General features: G+C 69.0%; 11 protein-coding genes. 8 read left to right on the top strand and 3 right to left on the bottom strand.

Features of this window, described 5'->3' with window-relative positions:
- The 8 genes from VD972_RS31845 to VD972_RS31810 form a co-directional block, all read left to right on the top strand.
- A partial coding sequence (locus VD972_RS31845) for a hypothetical protein (protein ID WP_324992551.1) occupies window positions 1–181 on the top strand: 181 nt, incomplete at its 5' end.
- A gap of 58 nt (window positions 182–239) precedes the next feature.
- Window positions 240–1,505: an ABC transporter substrate-binding protein gene (locus VD972_RS31840; RefSeq protein WP_324992550.1), complete on the top strand. Its 1,266-nt coding sequence runs from the start codon at window positions 240–242 to the stop codon at window positions 1,503–1,505.
- 13 nt (window positions 1,506–1,518) lie between these two features.
- Complete coding sequence (locus VD972_RS31835) at window positions 1,519–1,923, top strand: GFA family protein (protein ID WP_324992549.1); 405 nt, start codon at window positions 1,519–1,521, stop codon at window positions 1,921–1,923.
- A gap of 41 nt (window positions 1,924–1,964) precedes the next feature.
- The gene (locus VD972_RS31830) at window positions 1,965–4,958 is read left to right on the top strand and encodes an NAD(P)-binding protein (RefSeq protein ID WP_324992548.1); all 2,994 of its coding nucleotides are present in this window, start codon (window positions 1,965–1,967) and stop codon (window positions 4,956–4,958) included.
- Between the two features lie 99 nt (window positions 4,959–5,057).
- Window positions 5,058–5,990 (top strand): hypothetical protein, encoded by a 933-nt coding sequence (locus VD972_RS31825; RefSeq protein WP_324992547.1) that lies wholly within the window; start codon window positions 5,058–5,060, stop codon window positions 5,988–5,990.
- Between the two features lie 170 nt (window positions 5,991–6,160).
- Window positions 6,161–7,588, top strand: coding sequence for a DUF2380 domain-containing protein (locus tag VD972_RS31820; protein ID WP_324992546.1), 1,428 nt, complete (start codon window positions 6,161–6,163; stop codon window positions 7,586–7,588).
- Window positions 7,585–8,055 (top strand): NUDIX hydrolase, encoded by a 471-nt coding sequence (locus VD972_RS31815; protein WP_324992545.1) that lies wholly within the window; start codon window positions 7,585–7,587, stop codon window positions 8,053–8,055. The genes VD972_RS31820 and VD972_RS31815 overlap by 4 nt, the downstream gene beginning before the upstream one ends.
- A 289-nt stretch (window positions 8,056–8,344) precedes the next feature.
- Window positions 8,345–9,106: a DNA alkylation repair protein gene (locus VD972_RS31810; protein WP_324992544.1), complete on the top strand. Its 762-nt coding sequence runs from the start codon at window positions 8,345–8,347 to the stop codon at window positions 9,104–9,106.
- Between the two features lie 74 nt (window positions 9,107–9,180).
- Here the strand turns inward: VD972_RS31810 and VD972_RS31805 are convergent, their stop codons facing one another.
- From VD972_RS31805 to VD972_RS31795, 3 genes are all read right to left on the bottom strand, one after another.
- Window positions 9,181–10,863, bottom strand: coding sequence for an amidohydrolase (locus tag VD972_RS31805; protein WP_324992543.1), 1,683 nt, complete (start codon window positions 10,861–10,863; stop codon window positions 9,181–9,183).
- A 92-nt stretch (window positions 10,864–10,955) separates the two neighbouring features.
- Window positions 10,956–12,323: an Ig-like domain-containing protein gene (locus tag VD972_RS31800; protein WP_324992542.1), complete on the bottom strand. Its 1,368-nt coding sequence runs from the start codon at window positions 12,321–12,323 to the stop codon at window positions 10,956–10,958.
- Window positions 12,320–14,859 (bottom strand): kelch repeat-containing protein (locus tag VD972_RS31795; RefSeq protein WP_324992541.1); only part of this gene is annotated, 2,540 nt, incomplete at its 5' end. The genes VD972_RS31795 and VD972_RS31800, both read right to left, overlap by 4 nt.

Raw genomic sequence — 14,859 nt, 5'->3', positions numbered from 1 at the left:
GGCGATAGCGATGACCGCGCTGGTCAGCGACGCGGATCGTGAACAAGCGCTCACCGCGGGATTCCAGAGACACCTGGCCAAGCCCCTCGACATCGATCGCCTCATGACGGCCGTGGCAGAGACCTGGGCGAACGCGGCTCCGCGGGGGCAACAGGGGGGAAACGCCCGCTCCATCGAATAACTGACGCAGCCGCTCCGCGCTCCAAGCCTGGAGCGCTTTGCAGGAGAAGGAGAGATACATGAAGAAGGTACTGGCAGGGCTCGTGGCCGCGGTGGCGCTGTTCGCTCCCCCGCTGGCTCAGGCGGAGACGCTCGTCATCGCCTGCGGCAGCGTGGGAATGGAGAAGGACCTGTGCACGCAAGGCGCGCAGGCCTGGGCGAAGAAGACCGGGCACACCGTGCAGGTCATGAGCGCGCCCACGGATACCTCTCAAGAGCTGGCGCAGCTCCAGCAGTTGATGGCGGCGGGCTCGGCAGACCTCGACGTGGCGCGCATTGACATCATCTGGCCGGGCATCGTGGCCAACCACTTCCTCGACCTGAAGCCCTACATCTCCGAAGAGGTGCTGAAGCAGCACTTCCCTTCCATCGTCCAGAACAACCTGGTGAATGGGAAGCTGGTGGCCATGCCCTGGTTCACGGATGCGGGGGTGCTCTACTACCGCAAGGATCTGCTGGAGAAGCACGGGCAGAAGCCGCCCACCACGTGGCAGGAGCTGGCCGCGTCGGCCAAGGTGGTGCTGGACGCGGAGAAGAAGGCGGGCAACGACAAGCTGGTGGGCCTCGTCTTCCAGGGCAAGTCCTATGAGGGCCTGACGTGCACCGCTCTGGAGTGGGTGGACTCCTTCGGCGGGGGAACCATCGTCGACGCCAAGGGCCAGGTCACCCTCAACAACCCGAAGGCGGTGGAGGCCATCGACTTCTTCGCCTCGCTGGTGGGCACCGTGGTGCCCAAGGGCGTGCTGAGCTACGAGGAGGAGGGGGCTCGCGGGGCCTTCCAGTCCGGCAATGCGGTGTTCATGCGCAACTGGCCGTACGCCTGGGCGCTGGCGAACTCCAAGGACAGCATGGTCAAGGACAAGGTGGGGGTGATGGCGCTGCCCAAGGGCGGCCCGGACGGCAAGTCCACGGGCACGCTGGGCGGCTGGCAGCTGGGAGTGCCGAAGTACTCCAAGAACAAGGAGCTCGCGGTGGAGCTGGTGAAGTACCTGACCAGCGCCGAGGAGCAGAAGCGCCGGGCCGTGGTGGGCGCGTTCAACCCCACCATCACGAGCCTCTACCAGGACGAGGAGCTGCTCAAGGCCAACCCCTTCTTCGCCAGCCTCTATGACACCTTCACGAATGCCGTCCCCCGGCCGACCATCACCGGCGCGAAGTACAACCAGGTGAGCACCGAGTTCCGCAACAGCGTCTACGCCACGCTCTCGGGCAAGGGCAAGGCGGCCGCCAACCTCACCAAGGCCGACACGAAGATCAAGAGCCTCAGCAAGAACGGCAAGTGGTAGCCCGAGAGGCCTCATGACGACCCGTCGCGCTTCCTGCAGTTGTGGACAGCTGCACCTCACCTGTGAAGGCGAACCCGTCAGGGTCTCCATGTGCCACTGCTTTGCCTGTCAGCAGCGGACAGGGAGCGTGTTTGGTGTCCAAGCACGCTTCCACCGTGAGCAGGTGACCCGCATCGAAGGCCGCGCCACGCCCTTCGTCCGCAAGGGAGACAGCGGCGATCCTGTCACCCTCCACTTCTGCCCGAGCTGCGGCTCGACCGTCTATTGGGAGCTGAGTGGGATGCCGGAGATGATCGCCGTCGCCGTGGGAGCGTTCGCCGATCCTCACTTCCCTGCCCCTCAGTATTCCGTCTATGAGGCAAGACGGCACCCGTGGGCCCTGATGCCCGACTCCATGGACGTGCAGCACATGGATTGAGAGCGGACGCCAGGGCATCAGCGCCCTCCGACTTGACTGCCATGCATCCCCATCGCGAGAAGATTGCCATCCTGGGCGGAGGCATGGCCTCGCTCTCGGCCGCCTTTGCCCTGACCGAGACAGCCGCACTTCGCGAGCGCTACGAGCTCACCGTCTACCAGGACGGATGGCTGCTCGGTGGGAAGGGCGCGAGCGTCCGCAACCGGGAAGCGCATGGGCGCATCGAGGAGCACGGGCTGCACGTCTGGCTCGGGTACTACGAGAACGCCTTCACCCTGCTGCGCCGCTGCTATGAGGAGCTCGGCCGTCCACCCGGCGCGGCGATGCGAACATTGCGCGACGCCTTTATCAAGCACAGCTCCATCGCTGTCGGGGAGCACACCCCACGCGGCTGGGAGCACTGGAGCGTCACCTTCCCTGAGACCGGCGAGTGGCCAGGAGATGGGCGCCCGCTGCCCACTCCCGCGGAGTCCATCCGCGGCGCCGCGCGACAGGTGCTCCGCTATGCGCTCGGCTGGTGGAACCAGCGACGAGGGCTCCGGCCCGAGCTCGACGACGTGGCCCGTCAGCTCCAGGACTTGCTCAAGCACGCGCTCGCGCTCGAAGCGGCTCTGCTCGTGGGCAAGGCGGGGCGAGCTCTCGCCGATGGCGTCCGATCACTGCTCGAGCGGCTTCGGGTCCTGGCGCGGCGCGACCTCGAGGTCGACACCCACCTGCGGCGTCTGTGGGTCGTCCTCGAGTTCAGCGCCGTCTCCTTGATCGGCATCCTGCGCGATGGCCCCTTCGGGTCGCCCGCTGACTTCGAGGCTCTGGACGAGCTGGAGTTCAGCGACTGGCTCCGCAAGCACGGGGCCTCCGAGCTGACGGTGTCGAGCGGGCTGGTCCGCGCCTTCTACCACCTCGCCTTCTGCGACGGCGCCGGTGCTGGCGCGGGGCTCGCCCTCCTCGGGATGATGCGCATGTTCACGTGCTACCGCGGTGCCATCTTCTACAAGATGCGTGCGGGCATGGGAGAGACCGTCTTCGCGCCGTTGTATGAGGTGCTGCGGCGGCGCGGGGTCCGCTTCGAGTTCTTCCACCGCGTGCAGAGGCTCGAGCTCTCCGGAGACCAGCAGCGCGTCGAGCGGGTCGTCATCGGCCGGCAGGCGACGCCCCGATCCGGCGAGTACCTCCCGCTCATCGACGTGGGCGGCCTGCCGTGCTGGCCCGAGCAGCCTCTCTACAACCAGCTCGTTGAGGGCGAGGAGCTCGCTCGCCACGGCGCGAAGCTCGCCTCTTTCTGGAGCGACTGGCCTGCCGTCGAGCAGCGCACGCTGCAGTCCGGCACTGACTTCCATCATGTCCTGCTGGGGATCTCGATCGGCGCGCTTCCGTTCGTCGCCTCGGAGCTCATTGCGGCGAGCCCGCGGTGGCAGCGCATGGTCGAGCACGTCAAGACGGTCCGCACCGTGTCGCTGCAGCTCTGGGTGGACACGCCCATCGGGCAGGTCGCCTCGAGCACGGATGCGCCCGTCATGACCGCCTACCAGGTGCCGCTCGAGACCTGGGCGGACATGTCGCACCTCCTCCCCATGGAGGGCTGGAAGGAGCGCGATGGCGTGCGAGGGCTCCTCTACGCCTGCGGCCAGCTCGGGCATGGCGACGATCCTGTCTCGGCGAGCGATCCACGCGCCGAGGACCGCGCGGCGCTCGAGGGAGCTGCGCACGACTTCCTCAGTGAGCACCTCGCACACCTCTGGCCGGGCGGTGGGGATGCTCGCGGGAGCCTGCGGTGGGAGGCGCTCGTGGATTCGCAAGGGCGCACTGGGCCCGAGCGCCTGCGCGCCCAATACCTGCGAGTCAACGCGGACCCTTCGGACCGGTACGTGCTGTCCGTGCCAGGATCTCAGAAGCACCGCATCGCCCCGGATGACTCTGGGTTCGAAGGCCTCGTCCTGGCAGGAGACTGGACCCGGACGGGCTATGACATCGGCTGCATCGAGGCGGCCACGATGTCCGGCCTGATGGCGGCGCAGGCGCTGGGGGCGCCGGTCTCTCTCGTCAGCGAGGTTCCGCGGCGACGCACTGAGCCCCGGAGCACGCTGCCGCGCTACATCGACCGCCCCGGGGAGATGTCACTCCGCTCCCCCTACGTGATGGAGGACGTATGGATGACCGCGCTCGTGCTGCGGGCGCGGCAGAGCAACCTCGGCGCGCTGCTCGACCGGTACTTGAACGTGCCCGCGCAGGGGCGCGTCCGGTACGTGCCCGCAGCTCCTTTCGTGGTGCTCGCCGCTGCCTTCTCCGGGCGCGCATTCTCCGGCGATCCGGAGCACCGCCGCCTCGGCCACATGCCCGAGACCGACGTCGCCTTCTGGGTGCCGGCCTGGGCCATGCGCTCCGGGAGGCGGGGACTGATCCCCGACCGACTGGTCTGGTTCCTGCCCCATGTCTTCGTCACCACCGGCGCCGCCGCGGCGGCAGGACGCGAGATCTACGGCTTTCCCAAGAGCGTGGTCGACGTGGAAGTGCGCCGCTCGGGGAGGGCGCTCGACTACCTCTCCGTGGTGGGTGAGGTCCTCACGCGGAACACCCCCGAGACGTGCGGCACCCGGGCCCGCATCCTCGAGGTGACGCGGAGCGACGCCGGCCCGGGCCCGCTGCGCTCCGTGGCCGAGATGATCGGCGATGTCGTCCGGCCGATCGATCCATCGGGCACGTGGGCTTCGTCAATCGCTCGGAGATTCGCCGCGGAGGAGGTGACGATCGCGTTCTTGAAGCAGTTCCGCGACGTGCAGCACACCGATCGCGCCTGCTACCAGGCCATCATCGAGGCGAAGGCGAAGGTCAGCACCCTGCGGGGCTACGGCCCCATTCCTGGCACCTTCCATGTGCGCTGGGGTGATCACGCGAGCCACCCCTTCACGACGGATCTCGGCCTGGAGCCTGGGGGGCAAGAGGCGCTCGCGGCCACCTGGGTGGACTTCGACTTCGTCATGGAGTCGGGACGCGAGCTCTTCCGCGCCGATGGGGAGCACCCTCCGACTCTCAGGTGAAGGCGCTGGGAGCGGCAGGGACCCTCGCTCAGGAAACTGGCCCCGGGGGTATGCTTCCCTTCCCCCCGTGGCAGGCTCCCGAGCAGGAGGACAGCGCACATGCCCAATCACAATGACCTCGTCGCCAACACGCCGACGTTCCTTCGGAACTACGCCTACTGCTCGCACGGGGTCAACAACCTGCAGGTGCTCACCCAGCATGCGACGTTCCTCACGCACAACGGGAACGCCGCTGGGGGGGTGCCGCAGGGCAACATCCCCGCGGTGACACTGCTGGGGGTGACGGCGGTGATCAACGACCTGGCCGCCGAGGTGCTGGCGGTGGGCGGGGGGGGCGGGCATACGTGGTCGTGGTTCAAGGCGGTGAACAACCCCGCCAACAACCCCATGATGTGGGGCTTCCTGCCCGCCCACGTGAAGTCCGACTTTCAGATCCTCGCCAACGATCCCGGAGGCGGCGGCGCCAACACGAGCCGTCGGGCCTACTTTCTTCCTTATCGCCAGAACGGCATCACCCACGTCACGCTCGGCAACGACGCGGATTTCTGCTTCACCGCGCCGCTCGGCGGATGCACCGTCTACATCTGGCGGCCGATCGGAGCCGCTCCGCAGTTCTTCCATGCCAACGCAGGGGACGTGCCGGACGTCCCGGTCGGGAACAAGCAGAGCTACATGGACTACATGTTCCAGGCGGTGACGGGCGTAGCGGCGGGGCACGGGACTGTCACTGCGTACCGCTCCGCGAACATTGGCCTCAACACCATGGTGAACCCGGGCCTCACCACGACGGTGGTCCGCAAGTTCTTCATGGGCCGCCACAACTTCCAGTGGCTCCTCTGCGGCGCCAACGTGATGGGCCGCCGGACGGGGGCCAACGCCTGGACCTTCTATTTCCAGACCGTCCGGGTGCTCGGCTACGATCGATACGCGACGCTCGAGGCCATCCGCGGCTTCACTCAGGGCGAGGCGCCGCGCCCCCTCCACGTGAACAAGCTCAAGACGCTGGCGGTGCACGCCTCTGGCCTGGTGTGACGGCAGCGACGGGGTTGGAGGCTGCCCTCGTCAGAAGGCTCTGGCAGCGGGTTCGATTCCCGCCGCCTCCATTCTCGGAAAGCCCATCATCCTCAACGGGTGGCTGGGCTTCTATGGTCCCGGGGCTTCCTGTAATCTCCGCGCCACTCCTCGCTCCACCAGGCGGATTCATGAGGCTGACGGCCCTCGGGTTGGGATGTATCACCGCCGTGCTTTCGAGCTGTGCGACCGGGGACGGGCGCACCGGGTTTTCCGGTGAGGCAGCCACCTCCTATCGGCAGGAGGTGGGGCCTGCGGTCAGCTCGTTCCCTGCCAGGGAGTCTTCGCCTTCCACCCCTTCGGAGCCTGGGCGCCAGTTCGTCACCCACACCCGGCAAGCAATCCGCAGTGCTATCGACGATGTGGAGCGCTCCAGGGCCGGCATTGCCGGCTCGCTCCACCAGCTCACGGATAACAGGCGCCTCAGCGGCCGGGCCAACGGCGTGTTCATCCGCCATATCGTCTATGGCTCCAACCAGCTGCAATGGCTTCACGGCGCTCTGGGTGGCGTCACCACGCTGGCTGACGTTGCATGGGGGGTGGATGAACCGGACATGGGGCTCGCCCTCCTGCGCCTCACTGGCCCACCGCTCCAGGCGGCCACGTCCGGCGCAACCCTGCTCGCTGCATGGACCGACTTCCTGAACCTCGCTGACGCCGTGCTCCGGCAGTGCCCCTCTTACGGCACCGAGAGGCTCTACGCGGATATGAACCGCGTGCAACAGTTGATCGAGCCCTCCATGAGGGCGCTTTCATCCCTAGAGCCAGCGCAGGTGGAGGCAGCGGCGGCCGCGATGCCCGAGCTGATGGGCCAGCTCACCTGGGAGTTCCACTCCATCCGTGAGGGAGCGCGTGTGGCCACCGAGCGCGCCGATCAGATGATGGCGGCGGCGCAGCTCGTGGAGATGCTCACCCTGGTTTCGGCGCTGAGGATGTCTCTGCCCCGGTTGCCGCCGGCTGCCCCCGCGACGCTCGGCGTGGGCCTCGTGATGGGCTCCAACGGCGTGATGGTGGGTTCACGGCTTGCCGTTTCCGCCGAGTGGGTGGAGCGGATGCGCCGGCTGGTGCAGGCGGGCGTCCTCTCCGTGCCAGCCGTCAGCGCCGCTGTCCGGATTCACGCCGGTCAGGTGATGATGGCGCAAGCACACCAGGAGCTGCCGCGGGGCGTGCGCGAGGCGCTGGGCGACGGGCCCGAGGTTCGCGGCATGCGTGTGACCGGCAAAACGGGGGCTGGCATGGCTGAGTCACCGGAGCATCATGTCCTGCCGGATGAGTTCCGCGAGTGGTTCGAGAAGCGCGGCTTCACTGGCGCCATGAGCATCGACCAGTTCTGCGTCAAATTGGAGCAAGCGCACCACCAGGCGATTCACGGAGGCGGTAACTGGCGCCTGGGACGCCTGTGGCCCAACGAATGGAACCGGATGATCATGGGGGCGTTGCGCGAAGCCGAGATAACGGCTGGCCGGATGTTAACGCGAAACGAGATCCTGAACATCGTTGGAGAGAATATGAAGCTCTACGATATCCCGATGAACTTCATCCCCGGGAGAAGGCGGTGACCGACGGACGTTCCTGGCAGGGCAACTGGAAGGCCCGCTTGTATGAGCGCGTCCGCGAGCGCGGTTACGACTCGCTGACCACCTTTGCCGAGGCCCGTCCTACTGCCTCGCTGGCTGCGTTAGCCGAGGAGCTTGGCAAGGACGACGTCGCTGGGGTGCAGGTGTTGAGCGGGTTGCTTGCCGAGGCGGAGCAGCGCAAGCAAGTCACACGCTTTATGCGCGATGTGCTCGTGCGTCTGTTGTCTCAGAGCATTCCCGACGGCTGGCCGGGCGTGCTGGATGATGCGAACCGTTTCAACGTCGCCAAGGCACTCGGATCGTGGATTGCCTACACTCCAGAGACTCATCAGGAGCGCGCTAGACAGGTCAGGACAGCTCTCCTTGCCACGCCGCCGCCGCCCGGCTGGCGCCCGCTCGGTCCCGACGATGGGCTGCTCCGCACGCTCTTGCCCGACGATGAAGCCTGACCGGCGACGGTGTCCCCGAGAGCCGATGCAAGGACGCCATGTGCCCCCAGTGTGACCCTCCAGCGCGGAATCAGGCGGCACCAGACGGGACAAGACGGGACGGAGCGGGGGAATGCTCCAATGTGAGATCAAGGCGTTAGCTGGTAACAGCGCAACCTGCTTGGGGTTTTCCTTCCGCCTTGATGCGGGTTCGATTCCCGCCGCCTCCCCATGTCTCAAGGCCTCTGGCGCGATCACTCGATCCGAGTTTTCTTTTTCCCTGGCGCGTCGCCGTTCACGGAGAGTCCGCATGGCTTCCAAGAAGAAGAGCCCTTCCAAGAAGATCAGCACGGGGACTCAGCTCCCGCTCCAGGACGAGGTTCAGGCGGCGCTCACCTCGCTGGAGCGCAAGAGCACCTCACGCGACCGCGAGAACCTGGCGCGGTTCGGCATCACCGCAGGCAAGGCGTTTGGCGTGTCGATGGCCAACCTGCTCCAGCTCGCCAAGCGCCTCGGGCGCAATCACCCACTCGCTGCCGCACTCTGGGACACCGGCTGGTACGAGGCCCGCCTGCTAGCAGCCCTGGTTGACGAGCCCGCACGCGTCACGCCCGCGCAGATGGACCGCTGGTGCCGGGACTTCGATAACTGGGGCCTCTGTGACACCGTGTGCTTTCACCTGTTCGACCGCACACCGCACGCGTGGCGCAAGGTCACGCAGTGGAGCACCCGACGTGACGAGTTCGCCAAGCGCGCGGCGTTTGCCCTGCTGGCCTGTCTCGCGCTGCACGACAAGCACACCGGCGACGCGCCGTTTCTCGAGGGCCTCCTGCTCGTGGAGCGCGCCGCCACCGATGAACGGAACTTCGTCAAGAAGTCCGTGAGCTGGGCCCTCCGCGCGGTGGGCGAACGCAGTCCCGCCCTCAACGCCGCCGCTGTAACGGTGGCCCAGCGCCTGGCGGACTCACCGGATCCCACCGCGCGGTGGATGGGGAAGGGCGCGCTCAAGGAGTTCTCCCGTCCCGCCGTGAAGCGGCGGCTCGCGGCCCGGCAGCGCTCCGCGGAGGGATGAGTCCCGCAATGACAGGAGCGTCCGTCTCTTGAATAGCCGGAGACGAGGACGGGCAGCAACCGCGTTCGGGGCTCTCAGTCCTCCCTGCGGAACACCGTCTCGCCTCGCAGCACCGTCTCCACCACACGCGTCTCGAACCGCGTCTCGAGGGGATCCTCCGAGAGGATGACGAGGTCCGCGCGCTTGCCAGGCTCGAGCGTGCCCGTCACGTCCAGGCAGCCGCAGGCCCGCGCGGCCTCTCGCGTGTAGAGCGCGAGCACCGTGGCCGCGTCCAGCGCCTCGTCAGCTCCCAGCGTGTTGCCATCCTGCGTCTGGCGCGTCATGGCCTGGCGCATCTCCTCCAGGGGCATCGCCTCGAGCACGGGCGCGTCGGAGCTGCCGGCGAGCCGGAGCCCGGCGTCGCGCATGGAGCGGAAGGCCAACACCTGGAGGCCTGGCAGGGGTGGCAGTCCCTCCTCGGTGAGGGCTCCGAGGAAGCCGGGCTGGACCACGACGGAGGCACCCACGTCGGCGAGCCGCTGGAGCTGCGTGGGCTCCACCATCATCGCGTGCTCGATGCGCGGGGGCGGCAGGTCCCGATGCCGTGCCCGTACCTCCTCCAAGGCCTCGAGCGCGAGCCCGAGCCCTTCGTTTCCCATCGCGTGGATGGCGAGACCGAAGCCGCGCTCGACGGCCCGGCGAGCCATCTCGCGGGCCCCCGCCGCATCCCGGTAGTACGTCACCCCGGAGTGGAGGCGCAGGTCCCGTCCCAACCGGAGCCGGCCACGACGGGCGGCCCGGAAGGGAGCGAGGCTGCGCTGGGCCACGGCGCGCGCGAGGGTCTGGAGCGAGGCGGAGAGGACCTGCCCCGCGGACATGCACACCGCGCAGTTGTCCCCGCCATCCATGAACAGCTTCAGCGGTCCCACCCGGAGCTCCTCGGGCCCTTCCCCCGTGGGAATCCCGTCGAGCCGCTCCCAGGGGTGGACCAGGTAGCCGCCCTCGCAAATCGGCATCATCAGCACGGGTATCCGCATGCGGCCCGCCGCGTGAATCTCTCGGTAGAGCCGCTCGAACCCCGGGCTCACCGTGGGGTCGGCCACCCGGGTAATGCCTCGGGCGAAGAGCCGGTCTTCGTAGGTCCGGAGCCGGGCGGCGAAGGCCTCCGTGTCCCTCGCCAGGAGGGACTGTCGCGCCAAGGTCTCGACGGGGGAGAGGGCCGTCTCCCGCAGGTGTCCCGTCGGCTCTCCCCTGCGACCGCGCACGATGTATCCGGCCGGAGGGTCCGGGGTGCTCCGCCCGATGCCGGCGAGCTCGAGCGCCTGGGAGTTCGCCACGCACTCGTGAAACGAGAAGTGCATGAGGAGCACCGGGTGATGGGGACACGCGGCATCCAGCTCCTCCCGAGTGGGGTGCCGACGCTCCGCGAGCTGCCAGACGTCATAGCCGGAGCCCACCACCCACGCTCCTGGAGGCACCGTGGCCGCGGTCGCCTGGAGGCGCGCCAGGAGGTCCACCAGGGTGGGGGCCACTGTGCCCCGGCAGTCCACTGTCCCCTGGTAGAGGACCGCGAGGGCCAGGTGGTGGTGGGCATCGACGAAGCCGGGCACCACCGTTCGTCCGTCCAGGTCCACCACCTGGGCCCCGGGGCCTGCGGCCGCGAGCACCGCCTCCTCTCGCCCGACAGCCACCAGCCGGCCCCGCTCGTACGCGAGCGCCTCGGCCTCGGGGGCCTGGTCCACGAGGGTCCGGATACGCCCATGGAGAAGAACGCGCATCTGCACACTGTACGTGAAAGGGACGGGCGCGAGGATAGACTCACCGAGCGCGAGATCAGCGACCTCTTGAACCGCTGGCATGTGTTCGGCGATCACGCCGTGCTGCGCCTGAGGCAGAAGATCAGCAACAGCAGCGCCCAGAGCGCCGGATGCGGAGAGGCAGAGGCGCAGCTCGGCGTGTAGTAGCTCTTGCGACTGGCGACGGTGAAGCCGACGAGAGCAGGCTCGCTGGTGTTGCCGGCCCGATCCGTCGCGGTGGCCAGGACGGTGTGGTTGCCGAGTGCGAGCTCCTGAGCAGGACCGAACCTCCAGCTCCCCTGCTCGTCGACTTCCAGCGTCGCGATCTCGGCGTCGTCCAGGAGCAACCTCACCGTGCTGCCCGGCTCCGCCGTGCCGGCGATGTCCGGCCTCCGCGTGTCGAACAAGGAGGCCCCCTCCACAGGAGCCGTTACCCGCGGCGCCTCTGGCGTGAGGGAGTCCACGGTGAAGGCCCGCGACAGGGAGGCCGGCCCCTCGTTCTCCGCCGAGTCCAGGGCGACGGCGGCGACCTCGTGAGGCCCCTGCGCCAGCGCCGCCCCCGGAGTGAAGCTCCAGGCTCCGGCCGCATCCACCGCGACCTGCGTCTGGGCGACCCCCCCCAGCAGCACCCGCACCGTACCGCCTGGCTCCGCGGTGCCAGAGAAGGTGGGCCGGCTGTTGTTGAGCAGGGCGCCACTGGCGGGAGCCGTCACCTCCGGCGCGCCGGGCGCCGTGGCATCCACCCGCAGCACCTGACCGCTGGCAAGGCCGTTCACCACCACCGTGAGCAGGTAGTAGCCCTCCTCGAGGGTCGGTAGCGTGACGGTGACCTCCGCGTCCGAGAAGTCCCGCCCTGTGAGGCGCAGCGGCCTCTCTCCTTCCAGTGTCCTCAAGCTCACCAGCGGGAGGCCCGTCGCCGAGCCCTGGCTGTTGCCACCATGCGCCTCCGAGCGGCCTCGCAGGCCGCTCCCGGTGATCCGGAGTGCCGCGCCCGGCTTGCGCACGGCCAGCGTGTGGATGACCGGACGCCAGACCCCGGGTATCTCGACGCCCGGGTACACCTGCGAGGTGGCAATCCGGTCCAGCCCCCCCACCACCAGCACCCCGCCCCCGGGCAGGAGCGTCTCCGTGTGCAGGGCGCGCCCCGTCGCCATCCCCCCTGTCGTGCTCCAGCTCCCAGTGGCCGGATCAAAGATCTCTGCGCTGACCACGGGCTCGAGGAAGCCCTTCCACCCCCCCGTCACCAGCGCCAGCCCTGAGGGCAGCAGCGTCGCCGTGTGGAAGTGACGGGCCACGCTCATCGCTCCCGTCGCGCTCCAGGAGTTCGTCACCGGGTCGTACACCTCGGCGCCGGCCTCGGGCAGGCCCACGATGCCCCCCACCACCAACACTCTTCCATCGGGCAGCAACGTCGCCGTGTGATCGCGGCGAGCCACGCTCATCGAGCCCGCGGGGCTCCAGCTCTCGGTGGCCGGTTGTAGAGCTCCGCTTCACTCAGGTGGATGCTGGAATCCCCCATGCCGCCCACCACCAGCACCCGGCCATCGGGCATCATCGTCGCGGTGTGCCAGGCTCGCGCCAGGGCCATCGCCCCCACCGTGCGCCAGGGGGAGAAGGTGTCTTCGAGCACCTCGGCGCTGGCCAGGGGCTCGGAGGGAGACACCACTCCCCCTGCTACCAGCACCTGGCCACCCGGCAGGCGCGTCGCCGTATGCCCGTACCGCGCTGTGGCCAATGGATAGGGCAGCTCGATCCAGCCGCCCATCCCCGGGAGGTACCACTCCACGCTGGCCAGCGGCGTACTCGCGACGCCCCCCACTACCAGCACATCGCCTGAGGACAGCAGCGTGGCCGTGTGATCGTAGCGCGCCGCCTTCAGGTCACCTCTCACACTCCAGCGGCCCGTGGAGGGCTCGTATAGCTCCGTGCTGGCCAGGGTCGTCCCCGCGTTGCCGCCCGCCACCAGCACCTGACCCGTCTGCAGCAGCGTCGCCGTGTGCCAGGCCCTGCCCACGGCCATCGAGCCTCCGGCGCTCCAGGCCGCCGCAACGGGATCATACAGCTCGGCACGGGACGCGACTCCGCCCGGGTGGGATCCGCCGACGATCAACACCCGGCCCGTGGGTAGCAGCGTCGCCGTCGCATCCTGGCTGCCCGTGGTGAGTGCGTTCGCCGCGCTCCAACCACTGGCCGGAGCGAAGACCTCCGAGCTGATCATTCCTCCATTGCCGCGGGTCCCGCCCGCCACCAGCACCTCGCCCCCAGGCAGCAACGTCGCCGTGTGCTGGGAGCGCTTCATGGCGGGTACTCCCGTCGTGCCCCAGAGTCCCGGGACCGGCTCATACAGCTCGGCGCTGGCCAGAGCGCCGCTGGCGTTGGAGCCGCCCACCACCAGCACCCGGCCGTCGTACAGCCGCGTCGCCGTGTGACGGGAGCGAGCCGTGGCCAGCGCGCCCGTCGCGCTCCAGCGCCCCTGGGCCGGATCATACAGCTCGGCGCTGGCCAGAGCGCCGCTGGCGTTGGAGCCGCCCACCACCAGCACCTTGCCATCCGGCAACAGCGTCGCGGTGTGCTCAGAGCGGGCCGTGGCCATGGCCTCTGTCGCGCTCCAGGTGCCCGTGGTCGGTGAGTACAGCTCGGCACTGGCCAGGGGGCCGTTGGCGTCGGAGCCACCCACCACCAGCACCCGGCCGTCGGGCAGCAACGTCGCCGTGTGACGGGAGCGCCCCGCGGACAGGGCTCCCGTTGCGCTCCAGGTGCCCGGGATCGGTGAGTACAGCTCGGCGCTGGCCAGGGGGCCGCTGGCGTTGGAGCCACCCACCACCAGCACCCGGCCCGAGGGCAGCAGCGTCGCCGTGTGGCGGGAGCGCTGCACGGACAGGGCTCCCGTTGCGCTCCAGGTGCCCGGGGTCGGCGAGTACAGTTCGGCGCTGGCCAGAGGGCCGCTGCCGCCAGAGCCTCCCACGACCAGCACCCGACCCGTCGGTAACAGCGTCGCCGTGTGCTCGGTCCGCGCCGTGCTCAGCGCGCTCGTCGTGTGCCACGATCCTGCGGTCGGCTCATACAGCTCGGTGCTGGCCAGGGGACTACTGGATCGGGTGCCTCCCACCACCAGCACCCGACCCGAGGGCAGCAGCGTCGTCGTGTGGGAATGACGCTCCACAGCCAGCGCCTCCGTCGTGGTCCAGGTGCCCGAGTCCGGAGCGTAGAGCTCCACGCTGGCCAGCGCTCCGGCTTGCTGGCCCCCGGCCACCAGCACTTGCCCCGAGGGCAGCAACGTCGCCGCATGGTCCCGGCGCCCCTCGGCCAGTGCGCCCGAGGCGCTCCAGAGCCGCGTGTCCACGTCATAGAGCTCCGCGCCCACGAGGACTCCGACACCCGGCTCTTCGCCTCCGACCACCAGGACGCGGCCCGAGGGCAGCAACGTCGCCGTGTGCCTGATGCGGTTCCTGGCCGGCGTGCCCGCAACGCTCCAGGTGCCTGTGGCCGGGTCGTAGCTTTCCGCACCGCGGCCGATCACCAGCACCCGGCCGTCGCGCAGCAGCGTCGCCGTGTGGAGGTGCTGGGCCCGAGTCATCGCGCCCGTCGCGCGCCAGGTGCTCGTGGCCGGCTCATAGAGCTCCGCGCCATCCAGCTCGTTGTCGCCCGAGCCGCGGCCTCCCGCCACCAGCACCTGTCCAGTGGCCAGCAGCGTCGCCGTGTGCCAGCGGCGGGCCGTGGCGAGCCCTCCTGTCAGGCTCCACGTCCCCCTCACCGGATCGTACACCTCTGCGCTCGCCTGGATCCCGCTTGTGCTGAAGCCACCCGCCACCAGGACCTGGCCCGAGGGCAGCAGCGTCGCCGTGTGCCACTGACGAGCGATGGCCATCCCGCCCGTGGCGCTCCACGCCCCGGTGACTGGGTCGTACACTTCCGCGCTCGCGAGAGTCTCCCCCTCGTTGCCCCCGGCGACCAACACCCGGCCCGAGGGCAGCAGCG

The organism is Hyalangium sp., from assembly GCF_035629615.1.
Lineage (GTDB): Bacteria > Myxococcota > Myxococcia > Myxococcales > Myxococcaceae > Hyalangium.
Note: the sequence above shows the minus strand (reverse complement) of the source record. Positions and strands in the feature narration are given on the sequence as shown.

Excerpts from the sequence above, each read along its gene's own strand:
- VD972_RS31840 (WP_324992550.1), top strand. The coding sequence starts at position 240 with ATGAAGAAGGTACTGGCAGGGCTCGTGGCCGCGGTGGCGCTGTTCGCT.
- VD972_RS31835 (WP_324992549.1), top strand. The coding sequence starts at position 1,519 with ATGACGACCCGTCGCGCTTCCTGCAGTTGTGGACAGCTGCACCTCACC.
- VD972_RS31830 (WP_324992548.1), top strand. The coding sequence starts at position 1,965 with ATGCATCCCCATCGCGAGAAGATTGCCATCCTGGGCGGAGGCATGGCC.
- VD972_RS31825 (WP_324992547.1), top strand. The coding sequence starts at position 5,058 with ATGCCCAATCACAATGACCTCGTCGCCAACACGCCGACGTTCCTTCGG.
- VD972_RS31820 (WP_324992546.1), top strand. The coding sequence starts at position 6,161 with ATGAGGCTGACGGCCCTCGGGTTGGGATGTATCACCGCCGTGCTTTCG.
- VD972_RS31810 (WP_324992544.1), top strand. The coding sequence starts at position 8,345 with ATGGCTTCCAAGAAGAAGAGCCCTTCCAAGAAGATCAGCACGGGGACT.
- VD972_RS31805 (WP_324992543.1), bottom strand. The coding sequence starts at position 10,863 with ATGCGCGTTCTTCTCCATGGGCGTATCCGGACCCTCGTGGACCAGGCC.
- VD972_RS31800 (WP_324992542.1), bottom strand. The coding sequence starts at position 12,323 with ATGAGCGTGGCTCGCCGCGATCACACGGCGACGTTGCTGCCCGATGGA.